The sequence below is a fragment of the Micromonospora sp. BQ32 genome, assembly GCF_059358895.1.
Window position 1 is genome coordinate 468,781 of the sequence record NZ_JCADBI010000002.1, and the last position, 18,093, is coordinate 486,873.

General features: G+C 72.3%; 14 protein-coding genes and 1 pseudogene. 6 read left to right on the plus strand and 9 right to left on the minus strand.

Annotated elements, in window-relative coordinates:
* The first annotated feature begins 1 nt into the window (after position 1).
* The 5 genes from kdpB to AC5L30_RS05805 all read left to right on the plus strand — a co-directional run bounded on the left by kdpB (position 2) and on the right by AC5L30_RS05805 (position 8,486).
* A complete protein-coding gene (gene kdpB, locus AC5L30_RS05785; protein ID WP_494865859.1) occupies positions 2–2,197 on the plus strand; it encodes a potassium-transporting ATPase subunit KdpB in 2,196 nt (731 codons plus the stop codon).
* Positions 2,197–3,078, plus strand: a complete 882-nt coding sequence (locus tag AC5L30_RS05790) for a potassium-transporting ATPase subunit C (RefSeq protein WP_494865860.1) — start codon at positions 2,197–2,199, stop codon at positions 3,076–3,078. Before kdpB ends, AC5L30_RS05790 begins: the two co-directional genes overlap by 1 nt.
* 72 nt (positions 3,079–3,150) lie before the next feature.
* On the plus strand, positions 3,151–5,700 hold the full coding sequence (locus AC5L30_RS05795) for a sensor histidine kinase (protein ID WP_494865861.1): 2,550 nt from the start codon (positions 3,151–3,153) through the stop codon (positions 5,698–5,700).
* Positions 5,697–6,377 (plus strand): response regulator, encoded by a 681-nt coding sequence (locus tag AC5L30_RS05800; protein ID WP_494865862.1) that lies wholly within the window; start codon positions 5,697–5,699, stop codon positions 6,375–6,377. The genes AC5L30_RS05795 and AC5L30_RS05800 overlap by 4 nt, the downstream gene beginning before the upstream one ends.
* A 99-nt stretch (positions 6,378–6,476) precedes the next feature.
* Positions 6,477–8,486: an FAD-dependent oxidoreductase gene (locus AC5L30_RS05805; RefSeq protein WP_494865863.1), complete on the plus strand. Its 2,010-nt coding sequence runs from the start codon at positions 6,477–6,479 to the stop codon at positions 8,484–8,486.
* A gap of 115 nt (positions 8,487–8,601) precedes the next feature.
* On the opposite strand, the pseudogene AC5L30_RS05810 reads toward AC5L30_RS05805, so the two are convergent.
* The 9 genes and pseudogenes from AC5L30_RS05810 to AC5L30_RS05850 form a co-directional block, all read right to left on the minus strand.
* Positions 8,602–9,474: pseudogene (locus AC5L30_RS05810) on the minus strand (SDR family oxidoreductase); the annotation flags it as partial.
* A 19-nt stretch (positions 9,475–9,493) separates the two neighbouring features.
* Positions 9,494–10,597 carry an L-dopachrome tautomerase-related protein gene (locus tag AC5L30_RS05815; RefSeq protein ID WP_494865864.1) on the minus strand — a complete coding sequence of 368 codons (1,104 nt, stop codon included), beginning with the start codon at positions 10,595–10,597 and terminating at the stop codon, positions 9,494–9,496.
* Between the two features lie 100 nt (positions 10,598–10,697).
* Positions 10,698–11,579, minus strand: coding sequence for an SMP-30/gluconolactonase/LRE family protein (locus tag AC5L30_RS05820; protein ID WP_494865865.1), 882 nt, complete (start codon positions 11,577–11,579; stop codon positions 10,698–10,700).
* Between the two features lie 20 nt (positions 11,580–11,599).
* Positions 11,600–12,541: a sugar kinase gene (locus tag AC5L30_RS05825; protein WP_494865866.1), complete on the minus strand. Its 942-nt coding sequence runs from the start codon at positions 12,539–12,541 to the stop codon at positions 11,600–11,602.
* Positions 12,538–13,158, minus strand: coding sequence for a bifunctional 4-hydroxy-2-oxoglutarate aldolase/2-dehydro-3-deoxy-phosphogluconate aldolase (locus tag AC5L30_RS05830; RefSeq protein ID WP_494865867.1), 621 nt, complete (start codon positions 13,156–13,158; stop codon positions 12,538–12,540). The genes AC5L30_RS05825 and AC5L30_RS05830 overlap by 4 nt, the downstream gene beginning before the upstream one ends.
* 9 nt (positions 13,159–13,167) lie before the next feature.
* Entirely contained in the window at positions 13,168–14,010 is an 843-nt protein-coding gene (locus AC5L30_RS05835) for a hypothetical protein (protein WP_494865868.1), read from the minus strand.
* Positions 14,004–15,149, minus strand: coding sequence for a galactonate dehydratase (gene dgoD, locus AC5L30_RS05840; protein WP_494865869.1), 1,146 nt, complete (start codon positions 15,147–15,149; stop codon positions 14,004–14,006). The genes AC5L30_RS05835 and dgoD overlap by 7 nt, the downstream gene beginning before the upstream one ends.
* Complete coding sequence (locus AC5L30_RS05845) at positions 15,146–15,856, minus strand: FadR/GntR family transcriptional regulator (RefSeq protein WP_494865870.1); 711 nt, start codon at positions 15,854–15,856, stop codon at positions 15,146–15,148. The genes dgoD and AC5L30_RS05845 overlap by 4 nt, the downstream gene beginning before the upstream one ends.
* 35 nt (positions 15,857–15,891) lie before the next feature.
* On the minus strand, positions 15,892–16,638 hold the full coding sequence (locus AC5L30_RS05850; RefSeq protein WP_494865871.1) for an SDR family NAD(P)-dependent oxidoreductase: 747 nt from the start codon (positions 16,636–16,638) through the stop codon (positions 15,892–15,894).
* A 159-nt stretch (positions 16,639–16,797) separates the two neighbouring features.
* Here AC5L30_RS05850 and AC5L30_RS05855 point away from each other — a divergent pair, with 159 nt between their 5' ends.
* Entirely contained in the window at positions 16,798–18,093 is a 1,296-nt protein-coding gene (locus tag AC5L30_RS05855) for an ABC transporter substrate-binding protein (RefSeq protein ID WP_238671294.1), read from the plus strand.

Below are 18,093 nucleotides of genomic sequence, written 5' to 3' on the forward strand. Positions count from 1 at the left end.
CATGTCCGTCACGTCCGCCCCAACAGAGCAACTCCCCGGCACGCCCGCCACCCAGGGCAACCGGATCGGCGGGGGCCTGCTCGACCCCAAGCAGTTGATCCGGTCCCTGCCGGACGCGGTACGCAAGCTCGACCCCCGCACGCTGTGGCGCAACCCGGTGATGCTGATCGTGGAGGTCGGTGCGGCCTTCACCACCGTCCTGGCGGTGACCGACCCGTCGGTGTTCGCCTGGGCGATCACCATCTGGCTCTGGCTGACCGTGGTCTTCGCCAACCTGGCCGAGGCCGTCGCCGAGGGTCGGGGCAAGGCCCAGGCGGCGACCCTGCGCCAGGCGAAGAAGGACACCATCGCCACCCGGCTGATCGACTGGAAGCCGGGTGCCCGGGCCAACACCTACCGCGACGAGGCGGTGCCCGCGCCGGACCTGCGTCAGGGCGACGTCGTGCTCGTCGAGGCGGGCGGCATCATCCCCGGCGACGGCGACATCGTCGAGGGCATCGCCAGCGTCGACGAGTCAGCCATCACCGGCGAGTCGGCCCCGGTCATCCGGGAGTCCGGCGGCGACCGCAGCGCGGTCACCGGCGGCACCAAGGTGCTCTCCGACCAGATCATCGTGAAGATCACCCAGAAGCCGGGGGAGAGCTTCATCGACCGGATGATCGCCCTGGTCGAGGGGGCCAACCGGCAGAAGACGCCGAACGAGATCGCGCTGAACATCCTGCTCGCCGCGCTCACGGTCATCTTCCTGCTGGCCGTGGTCACCCTCCAGCCGCTGGCCATCTTCTCCAAGGCGTACCAGGCGGCCGCGCCGAACAGCGGGGCGATCACCGACTCCGGTGTCACCGGCGTGGTGCTGATCTCGCTGCTGGTCTGCCTGATCCCCACCACCATCGGCGCGTTGCTCTCCGCCATCGGCATCGCCGGCATGGACCGGCTGGTGCAGCGCAACGTCCTGGCCATGAGCGGCCGGGCCGTCGAGGCGGCCGGCGACGTCAACACGCTGCTGCTGGACAAGACCGGCACCATCACTCTGGGCAATCGGCAGGCCGCCGAGTTCGTACCGGTCGAGGGGGTTGACGCCCCGACGCTGGCCGACGCCGCGCAGCTGTCCAGCCTGGCCGACGAGACCCCGGAGGGGCGCTCGGTGGTCGTCCTGGCCAAGAACGAGTTCGGGCTGCGCGAGCGCGAGCCCGGGGTGATGCCGCACGCCACCTTCGTACCGTTCACCGCGCAGACCCGGATGAGCGGCGTCGACCTCACCCCGGACGCCAGCGTGGACGCCGGCGCGGTGGGCACGGCCCGCCGGGTGCGCAAGGGCGCCGCCGCAGCGGTGATGAAGTGGGTACGGGAGAACGGCGGCCACCCGACCGAGCAGGTCGGCGAGATCGTGGACGGGATCAGCGGCACCGGCGGCACCCCGCTGGTCGTCGCCGAGCACGTCGACGGTGAACCCGCCCGCGCGTTGGGCGTCATCCACCTCAAGGACGTGGTCAAGTCCGGCATGCGGGAGCGGTTCGACGAGATGCGCCGGATGGGCATCCGGACCGTGATGATCACCGGCGACAACCCGCGTACCGCGAAGGCGATCGCCGACGAGGCCGGGGTGGACGACTTCCTGGCCGAGGCGACGCCGGAGGACAAGCTCGCGCTGATCAAGCGGGAGCAGGAGGGTGGTCGGCTGGTCGCGATGACCGGTGACGGCACCAACGACGCGCCGGCGCTCGCGCAGGCCGACGTCGGGGTGGCGATGAACACCGGTACGTCGGCCGCCAAGGAGGCCGGCAACATGGTCGACCTCGACTCCGACCCGACCAAGCTGATCGAGATCGTGGAGATCGGCAAGCAGTTGCTGATCACCCGTGGCGCGCTGACCACCTTCAGCATCGCCAACGACATCGCGAAGTACTTCGCGATCATCCCGGCCATGTTCGCCGGCCTCTACCCGAGCCTGGACGCGCTGAACATCATGCGGCTGTCCAGCCCGGAGTCGGCGATCCTGTCCGCGGTCATCTTCAACGCCCTGGTGATCATCGCGCTGATCCCGCTCGCCCTGCGGGGCGTGCGGTACCGGCCGGCCGCCGCGTCGAAGCTGCTCAGCCGCAACCTGCTGGTCTACGGGCTGGGCGGCATCATCGTGCCGTTCATCGGGATCAAGCTCATCGACCTGCTCATCCAGTTCATCCCGGGGATTTCGTGATGCGTCTACCCACCTGGATCGCCCAACATCTCGCCGCGCTGCGCGCCGTACTCGTCTTCACGGTGCTGCTCGGCCTGGTCTACCCGCTGGCCCTGGTAGCGGTTGGTCAGCTGCCCGGCCTCCACCACAAGACCGACGGCTCGCTGATCTCCTCGGGCGGGACGACTGTCGGCAGCGCGCTGATCGGTCAGTCCTTCACCGACGCGGACGGCAACCCCGTGCCCCGGTACTTCCAGTCCCGCCCCTCCGCCGCCGGTGACGGCTACGACCCGACGTCCACCTCGGCCAGCAACCTGGGCCCGGAGAGCGTGGTCGACACCATCGCCACCGACCCGGAGGAATCCAGCGAGAGCCTGCTCACCCAGGTGTGCGGGCGCAGCAAGTCCGTCGGCGAGCTCAACGGCGTCGACGGCCGGCGCCCGTACTGCACCGACGACGGGGTGGGTGCCGTGCTCGCGGTCTTCCGCGCCGACGGTCTGACCGGCCCGGTCACCCGGGTGGTCAGCGTCAACCAGGCCGCCCCGGCCACTCCGTTCGTCACCGAGTACCAGGGTGTCGCGGTGGAGCCGGCCCAGCCTGGCGAGGACTACGTGGCCGCCGGCGGGGTGGTCACCCCGATCCGCGGCGACGCGCCCGCCGAGCCGGCAGTGCCCGCCGACGCGGTCACCGCCAGCGGCAGCGGCCTCGACCCGCAGATCAGCCCGGCGTACGCCGAGTTGCAGGTGAACCGGGTCGCGCGCGAGCGCGGCGCGGACCCGGCGGCGGTGCGCAAGCTGGTCAAGGAGCACACCGACGGGCGTGGGCTCGGCTTCATGGGCTCGCCGGGGGTCAACGTGTTGGAGCTCAACATCGCCCTCGACAAGCAGTTCCCCGCACGCTGAGCGCACCTCGGGCGGGGCCGTGCCAACCGGGCGCGGCCCCGCCCGCCGATCTGACCAGGGAGGATGGTCCCCGTGCCACGCGGAGAACTGCGCATCTATCTCGGGGCCGCCCCCGGCGTCGGTAAGACGTACGCCATGTTGGAGGAGGCCCAGCGGCGGGCCGCGCGCGGCGCCGACGTGGTGATCGGCTTCGTGGAGACCCACGGTCGCCAGCACACCGCCGCGATGCTCGCCGACCTGGAGCAGGTTCCCCGTCGCACGATGGAGTACCGGGGCGTCGAGTTCACCGAGATGGACCTCGACGCGGTGCTGGCCCGTCGGCCGGAGATCGCGGTGGTCGACGAGTTGGCGCACACCAACGTGCCCGGTTCCCGGCACGGCAAGCGCTGGCAGGACGTCCAGGAGCTGCTCGACGCGGGGATCGACGTGCTGTCCACGGTCAACGTGCAGCACCTGGAGTCGGTCAACGACGTCGTCGCGCAGATCACCGGCACCACCCAGCGGGAGACCCTGCCGGACGAGATCGTCCGCGCCGCCGAGCAGGTCGAGCTGGTCGACATGACCCCGGAGGCGCTGCGCCGACGGATGGCGCACGGCAACATCTACCGACCCGACAAGATCGACGCCGCGTTGGGCAACTACTTCCGGGTCGGCAACCTCACCGCGCTCCGCGAGCTGGCGCTGCTCTGGCTGGCTGACAAGGTCGACGAGCAGCTCGACCGCTACCGCAGTCAACAGGGGATCGCGGCCACCTGGGAGGCTCGGGAACGGGTCGTGGTCGCGTTGACCGGTGGCCCGGAGGGCGAGACGCTGATCCGTCGGGCGGCCCGGGTCGCGGCCCGCAGCAAGGGCGCCGACCTGCTCGCCGTGCACGTGGCCCGCAGCGACGGTCTGGCCGGCGCCGACCCGGCCCAACTGGCCCGGCAACGAGTGCTGGTGGAGAGCCTGGGCGGCACGTACCACCAGGTGCTCGGCACCGACGTGCCCGCCGCGTTGCTGGACTTCGCCCAGGGCGTGAACGCCACCCAGCTGGTGCTCGGTGCCAGTCGGCGGGGTCGCCTCGCGCAGATCTTCGCCCGGGGTGTCGGGGTGACCACCACCGCGCTCTCCGGCTCGATCGACGTGCACCTGGTCACCCACAAGCAGGCCGGCAAGGGCCGTCGAGCCATGGCCGTGCCGGCGGCGCTGTCCCGGCGTCGACGGCTGCTCGGCTTCGGTCTGGCCGCGCTGGGGATGCCGCTGCTCACTCTGCTGCTGAGGACACTGCCCGACCTGACGCTGACCAACGACATCCTGCTGTTCCTCGCCGGTGTCGTCGGCGTCGCGCTGGTCGGTGGGGTGTGGCCGGCCCTGGTCGCCGCGCTCGGCGGCTCGCTGCTGCTCAACTGGTTCTTCACACCGCCCTACCGCACGTTGACCATCGCCGAGGCCGACAACCTGCTCGCCCTGGCCGTCTTCGTCGCCGTGGCGCTGGCGGTGAGCTGGGTCGTCGACGTGGCCGCCCGGCGCACCCGGGAGGCCGCCCGCGCCGCCGCCGACGCGCAGACCCTCGCCGCCCTCGCCGGTGGTGTGCTGCGCGGCGAACGCCCACTTCCCGCACTGCTGGAACAGCTCCGGGAGACCTTCGGGCTGCGCGCCGTGAGCGTCCTGGAGTTGGCCGAGGACGCCGGCGGGCGCCCCGAACGAGCCCGCGAGGAGCACGCCTGGTGTGTCGTGGCCAGCGTCGGCGAGAGCCCACCCTGCACGCCCGAAGGCGGTGAGACGACGGTACCGGTCGACGACCGGATCACCGTCGTGCTCTGTGGCCGGCGGTTGGAGGCCGCCGACCGGCGCATCGTCGAGGCGTTCGCCGCCCAGGCCGCCGTCGCGCTGCGCCAGGAGCGGCTCGCCGAGGAGGCCGCCACGGCCCGGCCGCTGGCCGCCGCGGACCGGATGCGCACCGCGCTGCTCGCCGCGGTCAGCCACGATCTGCGTACGCCGCTGGCGTCCGCGAAGGCGGCCGTGACCAGCCTGCGCAGCCACGACATCGAGTTCGACGAGTCCGACCGCGAGGAGTTGTTGGAGACCGCCGAGGAGTCGCTGGACCGCCTCGCCCGGCTGGTCGGCAACCTGCTGGACATGAGCAGGCTCCAGGCGGGAGTCCTGGGCATCTCGGCGACCGCGATCGGCCTGGAGGACGCCGTACCCCTGGCGTTGGACGAACTTGGCCCGGCGGCCGCGACGGTCGGCACGGACATCCCGGCCGACCTGCCCGCCGCCACCGCCGACCCGGGCCTGCTGGAACGGGTGCTGGTCAACGTCGTCGCCAACGCGTTGCGGTACAGCCCGCAGGGTCAGCCGCCCATGATCACCGCCAGCGCCCACGCCGGTCAGGTCGAGCTGCGGGTGATCGACCGGGGGCCGGGCATTCCGGAGGACCAGTGGGAGCACGTCTTCCTGCCGTTCCAACGCCTCGGTGACCGGGACAACCAGACCGGTGTCGGTCTCGGCCTCGCCCTGTCCCGGGGGTTGGTCGAGGCGATGGGTGGCAGCATCACCCCGGAGACCACGCCCGGCGGTGGGCTCACCATGGTGCTGCGGCTGCCGGCCGCGCCGACCAGCTCGGAAGGGCCGCGGGAATGACGCGCATCCTGGTCGTCGACGACGAACCGCAGATCCTGCGGGCCCTGCGCATCAACCTGCGCGCCCGCCGGTACGACGTGGACGTCGCCGGCACCGGGGCCGCCGCGTTGAAGGCCGCCGCCAGCCACCCGCCCGACCTGGTGGTGCTGGACCTCGGCCTGCCCGACATCGACGGCGTGGAGGTGATCCGGGGCCTGCGCGGGTGGACCACCGTGCCGATCATCGTGCTCTCCGGCCGGGCCGGCAGCGAGGACAAGGTCGCGGCGCTCGACGCGGGCGCGGACGACTACGTCACCAAGCCGTTCGGGGTGGAGGAGCTGCTGGCCCGCATCCGCGCGGTCACCCGCCGCCTCGGCGCGCCCAGCGAGGCGGTGCCGGCACTGCGGATCGGTCACCACACCGTCGACCTGGCCGACCACCGCGTGCTGAGAGACGACGGCGTCGAGGTGAAGCTGACCCCCACCCAGTGGAGCGTGCTGGAGAAGCTGCTGCGCCACCCCGGCAAGCTGGTCAGCCAACGTCAGCTGCTCCAGGACGTGTGGGGGCCGGAATACCAGAACGAGACCAACTACCTGCGGCAGTACCTGGCTCAGCTGCGGCGCAAGCTGGAGGACGACCCGGCCCGCCCCCGGCACCTCATCACCGAACCCGGAATGGGCTACCGCTACCGGCCGTGACCCGTTGACACCCGCCGGCAGAGATTGAAGAATTTCGTTCACAGCGGCAGCGGCGTGCTTCTGTAACCGTCCCATCCGGTTACCCCTCGGGAGCCCGCCGTGTCCCTGCCCCTGTCCCGTCGTCGGCTGTTGACCGCCGGTGGCGCCGGCCTCGTCCTGGCCGGTCTCGCCGACCCGTTCCGGGCCGGCCCCGCCCGAGCCGCCGTCACCACCGCCGACCTGGTCGTCTACGGTGCCACCTCCGGCGGGCTGGCCGCCGCGATCACCATGCGCCGCCTTGGCCGCACCGCCGTGGTGGTGGAGCCCACCAGCCACGTCGGCGGGTTGAGCACCGCCGGGCTGGGCGCCACCGACACCGGCGTGCAGGCGTCCATCGGCGGGCTGGCCGCCGAGTTCTACCGCCGGGTGCACGTGAAGTACCACGGCGGAACCCTCACTCCGACGTCGCCGCTGCGGATGACCTTCGAACCGCACGTCGCCACCGCCGTCTTCGCCGAGATGCTGGCCGAGGCGGGCGTGCCGGTGTTCGTCGACGCCCGGCTGGTCGGCCTCGGCCGAACCGGCAACCGGATCACCGAGCTGCGTACCGAGGACGGGTCGATCTACCGGGGCGGGGTGTTCGTCGACGCCACCTACGAGGGCGATCTGCTGGCCATGGCCGGGGTGGGGTTCACCGTCGGGCGGGAGTCCAACGACACCTACGGCGAGACGATCAACGGGGTGCAGTCGCGCAACACCCACCAGTTCGCCTACCCCGTCGATCCGTACGTGATGGCCGGGTCGCCCGCCAGCGGCCTGCTGCCGGGCATCTCCACCACCCCACTCGCCCCGCAGGGCAGCGGCGACGACCGGATCCAGGCGTACTGCTTCCGGATGTGCCTGACCCAGGCGGCCAACCGGATCCCGTTCGGCAAGCCGTCCGGTTACGACCCGATCCGGTACGAGCTGCTGCTGCGGCACATCCAGGCCGGTTACGCCGGGCCGTACTTCACCACCCACTCGATCGGCGGCGGGAAGACCGACTCCAACAACAACGGTGCGGTGTCGACCGACAACATCGGCTTCAACTACGCGTACCCGACGGCGAGTTGGGCGGCGCGGGAGAGCATCATCGCCGAGCACCGCACCTACCAGCAGGGGCTGATGTGGTTCCTGGCCAACGACCCCCGACTGCCGGCGTCGGTACGCGACTCGACCGCCCGGTGGGGGTTGCCGGTGGACGAGTTCACCAGCACGGGCGGGTGGCCACCGCTGCTCTACATCCGCGAGGCGCGCCGGATGGTCTCCGCGTACGTGATGACCGAGGCCGACTGTCGGGGCCGAATACGCGCCACCGACTCGGTGGGCTTGGCCAGCTACACGATGGACTCGCACAACTGCCAGCGGGTGGTCGTCGACGGCCGGGTCCGCAACGAGGGGGACGTGCAGATCGGCGTGCCGGCGCCGTACCCGGTGAGCTACCGCGCGATCGTGCCGCACCAGGCGCAGTGCGCCAACCTGCTGGTGCCGGTCTGCCTCTCGGCGAGCCACATCGCGTACGGCTCGATCCGGATGGAACCCGTGTTCATGATCCTCGGGCAGGCGGCGGCCACCGCGGCGTCCCTGGCGCTCGCCGGGAACGTCACCGTGCAGGCCGTCTCCGTGCCCACCCTCCAGGCCCGGCTGCGCCAGGACGGCGCGGTGCTGGAGTGGGGCTCCACCAGCGAGGTGATCCTGGACAACGCGTCGGCCAGCGGGATCACCCGGGCCGGGACGTGGGTACGCAGCACCAGCACCGGCGGCTACTACGGCCCGGACTACGAGCACGACGGCAACGTCGGCAAGGGGGTCAACCGGTTGCGGTTCCGCCCGACGCTGCCCGCCTCCGGGTCGTGGACGGTGCAGCTGCGCTGGACCGGGCACCCGAACCGGGCGACCAACGTGCCGGTGGACATCGCGTACTCCGGGGGGTTGATCACTCGGACGGTGGACCAGCGGCAGGCCGGCGGCCAGTGGGTGGTGCTGGGCACCTACCCGTTCACCGCGGGCAGCGACGGGAGCGTGCTGATCCGGACCGAGGACACCGACGGCTTCGTGGTCGCCGACGCGGTCCGCTTCGTCCGCGCCTGAGCAAGGACTCACGGACCCATCGTCACCACCGCGCGGCGGTGGAGCGCCCGTCGATACGCCGTTTCGACGGGCCACCGCCATTTCTCGACGCCGCGTTCACGGCGGGGCGCCCCAGTCAGTTGCCGGGGTACTCGACGCCCACCAGCCGCTCGGAGGCGGCCCAGAGCCGGGCGGCGTCGTCGGTGCTGCGCGCCGAGCGGTAGACGGTCAATTCGGTTGGTGCGCCGGTGAACTGGCCCACACCGTCCGGGCCGTAGAACCGGCCGCCCTGCGCCTGTGGGCTGGTAGCCGCGTACAGGGCGGGAAGCAGGCCAGCATCCACCGAGTGCACCAGGATCCCCCAGCGGGCCAGCCGACTCATGATCGAGTGGTGCAGCGAGGGGCGGCTGCGGCCCAGATTGGGGCCGGACGCGTACAGGTTGGTCATGGTGGTGCCCGGGTGGGCGACGTTGCTCACGATGCCCCAGTCGCCGGCCCGACTGCGCCGGTCGAGTTCCAGCCCGAAGTGCAGGGTGGCGAGCTTCGAGGCGTTGTAGGCGCGGATCGACGCGTACCTGCGGTTGCTCTGGAGGTCGTCCCAGTCCAGCCGGCCGGAGCGGGCGGCGCTGCTCGACATCGTGGTGACGCGGGCCTGCCCCACCCGTAGCAGCGGCAGCAGCCGTCCGGTCAACGCGAAGTGGCCGAGGTGGTTGGTGCCGAACTGGAGCTCGAAGCCCTCCGCGGTGGCATGCCGGGTGGGAGGGCTCATCACGCCCGCGTTGTTGATGAGAAGGTGGATCGGTCGGCCCTCGCCGAGCAGCGTGTCGGCCAGCGCGGCCACGGACCCCAGCGAGGCGAGATCCAGCGGCCGGGTTGACACGACGGCACCCGGCGCGGCGGCCCGGACGGCCTCCAGCGCGGCGGTGCCCTTGGCCGGGTTGCGGACCGGCAGCACCACCTCGGCACCGGCGCGCGCCAGCCGGACGGCCAGGCCGAGGCCCAGCCCGTCGCTGCCGCCGGCCCGGTGCTCAGCGGCGCAGCAGCACCGGGCCGGCGTCGATCCGGGTGCGGAACAGCGCGTACGGCTTGCGCCGCAGGTCCTTGCCCCGCTGGTACTGCGGCTGCCGGTGCAGTTGGTTGGCGGTGACGTAGAGGTACCCGTCGGTGGCCACCGACATGGTGTCCGGCCAGAGCAGTCGCGGGTCGTGCACCAGGGTCTCGTACTCGCCGTCGGGCAGTCGACGCAGCACCGCGTTGTGCTCGTACGAGGTGAGGTAGAGCCGACCCGCGTCGTCGCTCTCCAACCCGTCCGAGGCGGTGCCTCTGTCGCCCTCGTCGACCACTGTCGCGGCGACCGCCTCCTGGGTGACGCCCGGGTCGGCCAGCGCCTCGGTGGAGACGCTGTGCAAGCGCCGAGAGGCCAGCGGGCAGTAGTACAGCCGTGCGCCGTCGGCGGAGATGGCGATGCCGTCGGAGCCCATGCTCACCGGCTTCGGTGCGCCGTCAGCCGGGCGTTCCAGGAACGGCCGGCCCTCGACCACCGGGCGGAACGACGTCAACGGCTCCGCCTTGGTGGACGGGTGGTCGTGCAGCCGCCGCCAGGAGGCCCCGCTGGCCAGGTCCACCACGATGATCCCGTTCGGCCCGGAGTCCGCCGAGTCGGTGATGTAGGCGACCCCCGACTCGCCTCGCCGCAGGTCGAAGCGGACGTCGTTGAGGTACGTCGTCGGCAGCGCCACGTCCGCCGGGAAGGTGATCACCTGGGCGACGGTGTCGGTGTCCAGGTCGATCCGGACCAGCTTCGGGCCGCCCGGCTTGGTGGGCTGGAACATCGGGCTGCCGGTGTCCAGCACCCAGAGCCGGTCGGCCGGGTCCACCACGATGCTCTGCACCGAGACGAACGCGCCAGCGTCGTCGTCGCCGGACGGGTCGTTCCACGCCTGGTCGGGGTAGGGCACCTCCCGGCCGTCGCGCAGTTCGACCACGGTGGCCGGCACCTCGTCGCCCCACTTCGGGAAGTTGACGAAGATCCGGCCCTGGTGCGAGACGCTCACCCCGGTCGGCATCGGGCCGGTGAAGGTGTGCACCAGCTCCAGCTCGCCAATCGGCTCGTCGCCGACCGGCCCGTTCATGACGTCCGCCCCATGGTGCTCATCGGCTCGCTCCCTACCGGTCGGCTGTTACCGCGCGTCGGTGCGGTTGTTCCCGCCCTGGCGTCCGATATGCCTCCGGTCAGCTCGCTGCCACGCCGGCCCGCGCGGCGGGCAGGCCGGGCACCGGGACGTCCACCGCGAGCAGCGCGCCGTCCTGGGGGCCCGCCGAGTCCAGCCCCACCCGGGCGGTGCCGATGAAGAGTCTCCGCAGGTCGGGACCGCCCAGGCAGATGCCGGCCGGCTGCTTGGCCGGCAGCCGGATCTCCCGGTCGAGGGTGCCGTCGGGCCGGTAGCGCCGTACCGCGGAGCCGCCCCACAGGGCGATCCAGAGGTGGTCGGCCGCATCGAGCGTCATGCCGTCCGGGCCGCCGTCGGCGGGGGACAGCCGCAGGAACGGCTCCCGCCCGTGCAGCGCCCCGGTGGCGGGGTCGACGGTGAACCGGTCGATCTCGCCACGCGGGGTGTCGGCCAGGTACATGGTGGTGCCGGCCGCGTCGAACGCCGGCCCGTTCGGGATGGTCAGCCCGGTCACCGCGGGGACCGGCTCGGCACCGGGGCTGAGGCGGAACAGCGTGCCCCCGCCGGGCACCATCGCGTACGTCATGCTGCCGGCCCAGAAGCGGCCGTGCGGGTCGGCGACGGCGTCGTTCATCCGGGTCGGCTCGGGCGCGTCGGCGACCAACTCGGCGACCGGTCGGGGATCGCCGGTGGCGGGTAGCAGGGTGACGCCGGTCCCGGCGGCGGCCAGCCAGTCGCCGGGTCGGTCGGCCACCGGGGCGACCGCGCCGAGCGGCACGTCGAGGCGGCGCAGCTCCCGCAGTGGGTTCGGGGCGTCGCCGTCGGTCTCCAACAGTCGCCCGGCCAGCAGGTCGACGAGGATCAGCCGGTCGTCGACCCAGCGCAGGCCCTCACCCAACTCCAGCCGGTCGGTGCTCCAGACGGTCGGCTCGGTCAGCTCCATGGTGCTCCTCCAAAGGATCGTCAGCGGACCGTACCGCCGGGGCCGTGGTCGAGCAGCGCCAGCTCGGCCCGGTCGGGCAGGCCCTCCCAGTCGCCCCGGGTGGCGACCGCGAACGCGCCGGTGGTGACCGCCCGGTCCAGCCGGGCCGGCGCGTCGGCATCGTCCAGCCAGCCGGAGAGCAACCCGGCGACGAAGGCGTCGCCCGCGCCGACGGTGTCCACCACCGGCACCGTCCGGGCTGGACGGTGGGTCGTGCCGGTCGCGCGGTGGCTGGTCGCTCCACCGGCACCGTGCTTGACCACGACCTCGGTGACGCCGGCCGAGAGTAGCGCCGAGGCCGGGTCGCTCGCGTCGGTCAGCACCGCCAGCTCGTCGTCGGAGGCGATCACCAGGTCGATCGAGGGCAGCAGCGGGCGCAGCGCGGCGGCGGCCTCCGCGACCGACCAGAGCCGGTTGCGGTGGTTGACGTCCAGGCAGATTGTGCTGCCGGCCGCGCCAGCGCGCCTAACGGCCTCCCTCACCGCCTGGTACGGCTCGACGCCGAGCGCGCAGGTGATGCCGGTGACGTGCAGCAGCCGCGGCGGTGGCCCGGGAGCGTCGAAGGCCCGGGCCACGTCGGCCGGGCCCAGCCGGGAGCCGGCCGACCCGGCGCGGTGGTAGGTGACCCGGTTGATGTCGGCGACCCGGTTCTCGAAGAGGATCAGCCCGGTCGGGGCGGTCGTGTCGACCCGGGACCAGGTCAGGTCGACACCCTCGGCGCGCAGCGTCCGGCGGACCAGCTCACCGGGCTCGTCGGCGCCGGTGACACCGACCCAGGCGGCCCGGTGGCCGAGCCGGGCCAGGCCGATCGCCACGTTCGACTCGGACCCGGCGACGGAGATCCCGGCGGTGCCGCCCAGTCGCAGTGGGCCGGTGGTGCGGAACGCCGCCATCGTCTCGCCGAGCGTGAGCAGGTCGGTCATGGCCGAACCGCCGCGAGGAAGGCGGCGGCGCGCTCCCGCAACGCCGCGGTGTCGCCGCCGCGGACGGCGTCGCCGAGCAGCGGGGAACCGACGCCAACCGCTGTCGCGCCCCGGTCGAGGTAGCGACGTGCACCGTCCGCGTCGACCCCGCCGACCGGCACGAACGCGGTACCGGGGAAGGGGTCGCGCAGGGCGCCGAGGTAGTCGGGTCCGCCGAGGGAGGCCGGGAAGAGCTTGATCGCGGTGGCCCCGCCGTCGTTGGCCTGCACCACCTCGGTGGGGGTGAGAGCACCGGCGAGCACCGGCAGCCCGAGCCGGCCACCCGCGGCGAGGCTCGGTGCGATCGCCGGGGTGACCAGGAAGCCGGCGCCCGCTTCGGCCGCCGAGCGGGCGTCCTCGGCGCTGAGCACGGTGCCCGCGCCCAGGGCGAAGTCGGGCCCGAGGGCGGCCCGGGCGCGGCTGATGATGCCGAGCGCGTCGGCGCTGGTCATCGAGACCTCGACCAGGGCCACGCCGCTCTCGGCCAGGGTGAGCACAGCGGTCAGCGCCGCGGCCGGGTCCGGACCGCGCACGATGGCCAACAGTCGGTGGGTACGCAGCTCGTCGAGCAGGTTCATCACGTGTCCTCAGTGGATGCGGTGGGCGGAGATGGTCAGTCGCCAGGTGACCTCGCCGGTGGGCGGGACGACCGCCGCGTCGTCGGGGCCGGCGTCGGCCAGGTCGAAGGCCGCGCCGAGCATCGGTTCGACGCCGACGCTGCGGTAGGGGCTGTTCGTCGGCCAGCCGCCCAGGTTGCGCCAGAGCGCGGTGCTGCGGGGTTGGTCCGCGCACTCCAGCTCCATGGTCAGCCGGTCGGCTCCGTCGATCACCTGGACCCGGGGGCAGTCGAGCAGCACCGCGCCGAGCGCGGTCCCGTCGTCCGGGCCGAACGTGTCCAGGGTCAGCCCGGCCGCCGGGGCCGGCCACGGCCCGGTCAACCACGGGTCGCCGGTGGGCCAGCCGCCCGGCGGCAGCAGCGCGGCGGCCTCCGGGTGCAGCCGGGTCGGGGTGCCGGCGGGCGCGTCGAGGCGGGCGGCGGGGGAGAGGTCGAGCAGGGCGTGCGCGGCCCAGACGAACCGGTGCCCGGGGTTGGCGGCCAGCCGGTAGTCGGCCACCACTACGCCGCCGGAGTCGGTGATCCGGCGGGTGAGGGTGAACGTGGCCCGCTCGATGACCAGGGTGCCGGGGCCGGCGGCGCGCCACGGCCGCGACCACACCTCGCCGTGGTCGGGCTCGCCGCGCACGGTGGGCAGGCACTCCTCCAGCCCACCGGCGTCGACGAACGCGTCGTCGGGGCGTACCTCGTGCCGGCCGGGTTCCGGGCCACGCCACAGCCACTCCCGGCCACCGCCGCGCAGACTCGTCCACCGGCCGCCGTGCGCCGCGTCGTACGCCACCCGCAGGGCCACCGGCCGCGCGTCGATCACCACTCGGCGAACGACCCGTCGGCGTGCTGCCAGACCGGGTTGCGCCAGGCATGTGGGGTCTGGGCGGCCTTGCGGACCGCCGCCTCGTCGACCGTGATGCCCAACCCGGGCCGGTCGAGGCGGGCGATGTGCCCGTCCACGAACCGGAACGGCTCCGGGTCGACCAGGTAGTCCAGCAATTCCGAGCCGGCGTTGTAGTGGATGCCGATGCTCTGCTCCTGGATCAGGAAGTTCGGCGTCGCGAAGGCCACCTGGAGGCTGGCCGCCAGGGAGATCGGGCCGAGCGGGCAGTGCGGGGCGAGCAGCGCGCCGTACGTCTCGGCCAGCGCGGCGATCCGGCGGACCTCGGAGATCCCACCGGCGTGCGACAGGTCCGGTTGGATCACGGCGACCCCGGCCTGCAACGGGCCGAGGAACTCGGACCGACCGTAGAGCCGCTCGCCGGTGGCCACCGGGATCGGTGTGCTGGCGACGATGTCGCGCAGGTGGTGGGCCTGATCGGGCAGGACCGGCTCCTCCACGAAGAACGGGCGCAGGGCGGCCAGCTCGGGCAGGATCCGGCGGACGGCGGCCATTCCGGCGCGACCGTGGAAGTCCACCGCGATGTCCCGGTCGGGGCCGAGCACCTCGCGGGCGGCGGCCACCCGGCCGATGACCGCGTCCACCTCGGCCGAGGTGGGGATCGGCGAGAGCCGCCCGCAGGCGTTCATCTTGACCCCGGTGAGGCCGGCGGCGACCTGCGCGGCGACGGCGTCGGCTACCTCGCCGGGCTCGTCTCCGCCGATCCACGAGTAGATCCGCACCCGGTCGCGCACGGGCCCGCCGAGCAGCGCGTGCACCGGCGCGCCGTACGCCTGCCCGGCGATGTCCCAGAGCGCCTGGTCGAGGCCGGCGACCGCGCTGGAGAGGATCGGGCCGCCCCGGTAGAAGCCGCCCTTGGTGAGCACCTGCCAGTGCTGCTCGATGCGCAGGGGGTCCGCGCCGATCAGATATTCGGAGAGCACCTCGACCGCGCTGCGCACCACCTCGGCGCGGCCCTCGACCACCGGCTCACCCCACCCGACCAGCCCGTCGTCGGTCTCCACCCGGCAGAACAACCACCGTGGCGCGACCAGGAAGGTCTCGATCCGCTCGATCTTCACTGACTGCCCCTTCCTCCCCGTACCTTCTCGACGTCGCGGACGGCCTTGTCCAGCAACTGACGCATCGCGGTCTCGGCCGCCGTCTCGTCCCGGTCGCGCAGCGCGTCGACCACCGCGCGGTGGCTGGGCACCGGGTCGTCGTGCGGGGTGCCGCCGTGCACCAGCCGGTCCCGTTCGGCGAGCCCGGTCTCCATCACCACCTCCATCCGCTCCAGCAGCTCGTTGTGGGTGGCGGTCAGCAGCGCGCGGTGGAAGGCGAGGTCGGCGGCGATGGCGGCGGCGGGATCACCGTTGGCCTGGGCCATCTCGGTCAGCGCCCGGTCGAGGGTGGTCAGGTCGTCCTCGGTGGCCCGGGTGGCGGCCAGCCGGGCGGCGGCCGGCTCGATGATGGCGCGCACCTCGTGCAGTTGGTCGAGCAACCGCTGGTCGGTGCCCTCGGCGAACTGCCAGCGGATCACGTCACCGTCGAGCAGGTTCCAGTCGGCGCGGGGTCGGACGAAGGTGCCGCGCTTCTGTCGGGCGTCGACGATGCCCTTGGCCGAGAGGACCTTCAGCGCCTCGCGGAGCGCCGTGAGGCTGACGTCGAACTCCTCCTGCAACGCGACGATGTTCAGGGTCGCGCCGGCGGCGATCTCGCCGGTGAGGATGCGACGGGCGATCGCTTCGACGGTCTGCCCGTGGACGCCGCGGCGTGCGTACTGTGCCAATGCTCCTGGCCTTTTCGCTGGTCGGTATCGATCTCTCAGGCCGAGGCTTTCACCGCTGTCCAGCCACCGTCCACCACCAGGCTCGCGCCCGTGATGTAGGCGGCGTCCGACGAGGCGAGGAAGGCGACCGTGGCAGCCACCTCGTCCGGTGTGCCGAAGCGCTTCGCGACGGTCTCCGCGATGCTGCGTTGGCGGTCCTCTTCGGACACCTCGGCCCAGGCCGCGGTGAGGATCGGCCCGGGCAGCACGGTGTTGACCCGGACCTGCGGGCCGTACTCCACGGCGAGCTGGCGGCCGAGCGCGACCAGGCCACCCTTGGCCGCGGCGTACGCGGGCCGGCCGGGCAACCCGACCAGCGCGTGCACCGAGGAGATCAGCACCACCGCGCCGGAGCGTGCCCGCAGGTCGTCCAGGCAGGCGCGGACGCCGAGGAAGGAGCCGGTGAGGCTGACGTCGAGCTGGTGGTCCCAGGACTGCCGGCTGGTCTCGTGCGCCGGGGCGACCCGCACGGCGTACGCGGTGCTGACCAGGATGTCGACCGGGCCGAGGCGGTCCCGTACGGCGCTCACGGCGGCCGTCCAGTCGGCCTCGTCGCTGACATCGCCCATTACGGACAGTGCGCGGTTGCCCCGCGCGGTCAGTTCCTCGGCCAGCGGGGCCGGGTCGGCCACGTCGAGCAGCGCGACCGCTGCTCCCTCGGCGGCGAGCCGCCGGGCAATGGCCGCGCCGATCCCGCCCATCGCGCCGGTGACCAGCGCATTCTTGCCTTCAAGCCGGCGCATAGGCTGATCCACCTGACCTCCGCCTTGGTCTCGTCTAATCATTAATTACGAAGATATCTTGACAGCCGGCGAGGGTCGATGCAACCTTCTCGTCACAGCATTCACATGGACGACACATCGCGTGGTGACGCTGAGTGTCGTAAAGGAAGGGATACCTCCGTGAGCGACTTCGACCCCGGTCGCCGGCGATTCCTTGGCCACCTCGGGCTCGCCGGCCTGGGCGCGCTCGGCGCCAGCTCGTTCCTCAGCGCGTGCGCCAGCTCCGCCAGTGGGCCGACGACGAGCAACGGCTCGGGCGCGGTCACCATCCAGTCCAACCTCTCCTCGCCGCAGGCCAAGGCGGCGATGGAGAAGCTGATCGAGACCTTCAACGCGCAGGGCAAGGGCACGGCGAGCCTCAACACGATCGCCTCGGAGACCTTCCGGACCCAGTTGCCGACCTACCTGACCTCGGCCAACCCGCCGGACCTCTACACCTGGTACGCAGGCTCGGTCGCCAACGACTACGCCAGCAAGAACCTGCTGCTGGACGTCTCCGAGGTCTGGAAGTCACTGGACGACTACCCCCAGTCGCTGCGCACCCTCTCCACCGACGCCAGCGGTAAGCAGATCTTCGTGCCGATGAACAACTACTGGTGGGGCTTCTTCTACCGCAAGTCCAACTTCGCCAAGTGGGGCGTGCAGGAACCGAAGACCTGGACCGAGTTCCTGGCACTCTGCGAGACGCTGAAGAGCAAGGGCGTGCCGCCGATCGGCATCGGCCTCGGCGACACCCCGTGGGTGGCCTCGGCCTGGTTCGACTACCTCAACATCCGGATCAACGGCGCGCCGTTCCACCGTGAGCTGCTCGCCGGCAAGCAGCGCTTCGACGACCCGAAGGTCAAGGCGGTCTTCACCCGCTGGCGCGAGGCCCTGCCCTACTTCGACCCCAAGGGCAAGGCGTACCCGTTCCAGGAGGCGACCACCGCGCTGCTGGCCGGCAAGACCGGCATGTTCCTGATCGGCACGTTCTTCGCCGACGCGGCACCCAAGGACGCCCTCGGTGACCTGGACTTCTTCCGGTTCCCGATCATCGACCCGGCGGTGCCGCTGGCCGAGGAGGCGCCGACCGACGGCTTCTTCGCCAGCGCGAAGACCGCCAACCCGACCGGCACCAAGGCCCTGCTCAGCTACCTTTCCGGGGTCGAGGCCCAGGAGGCGTACGTCAAGGCCAGCTCCGGCATCGTGCTGCCGGCCAACCCCAAGGCCAAGGCGTCCGACTCGCCGTTGGTGGTCAAGGGCAAGGCGATGCTGGACGAGGCCAAGGAGCTGACCCAGTTCTTCAACCGCGACTCCAGCGACGCGCTCCAGCCGACCGCGGACACCGCGCTGACCAAGTTCATCGACAAGCCGGACCAGATCGACGCGATCCTGCGGGAGTGGCAGGCCGGCGCCGAGAAGGTCTTCAAGGGCTGA

Excerpts from the sequence above, each read along its gene's own strand:
- AC5L30_RS05830 (WP_494865867.1), bottom strand. The coding sequence starts at position 13,158 with ATGAACCTGCTCGACGAGCTGCGTACCCACCGACTGTTGGCCATCGTG.
- AC5L30_RS05850 (WP_494865871.1), bottom strand. The coding sequence starts at position 16,638 with ATGCGCCGGCTTGAAGGCAAGAATGCGCTGGTCACCGGCGCGATGGGC.
- AC5L30_RS05815 (WP_494865864.1), bottom strand. The coding sequence starts at position 10,597 with ATGAACGGGCCGGTCGGCGACGAGCCGATTGGCGAGCTGGAGCTGGTG.
- AC5L30_RS05800 (WP_494865862.1), top strand. The coding sequence starts at position 5,697 with ATGACGCGCATCCTGGTCGTCGACGACGAACCGCAGATCCTGCGGGCC.
- kdpB (WP_494865859.1), top strand. The coding sequence starts at position 2 with ATGTCCGTCACGTCCGCCCCAACAGAGCAACTCCCCGGCACGCCCGCC.
- AC5L30_RS05790 (WP_494865860.1), top strand. The coding sequence starts at position 2,197 with ATGCGTCTACCCACCTGGATCGCCCAACATCTCGCCGCGCTGCGCGCC.
- AC5L30_RS05820 (WP_494865865.1), bottom strand. The coding sequence starts at position 11,579 with ATGGAGCTGACCGAGCCGACCGTCTGGAGCACCGACCGGCTGGAGTTG.
- AC5L30_RS05825 (WP_494865866.1), bottom strand. The coding sequence starts at position 12,541 with ATGACCGACCTGCTCACGCTCGGCGAGACGATGGCGGCGTTCCGCACC.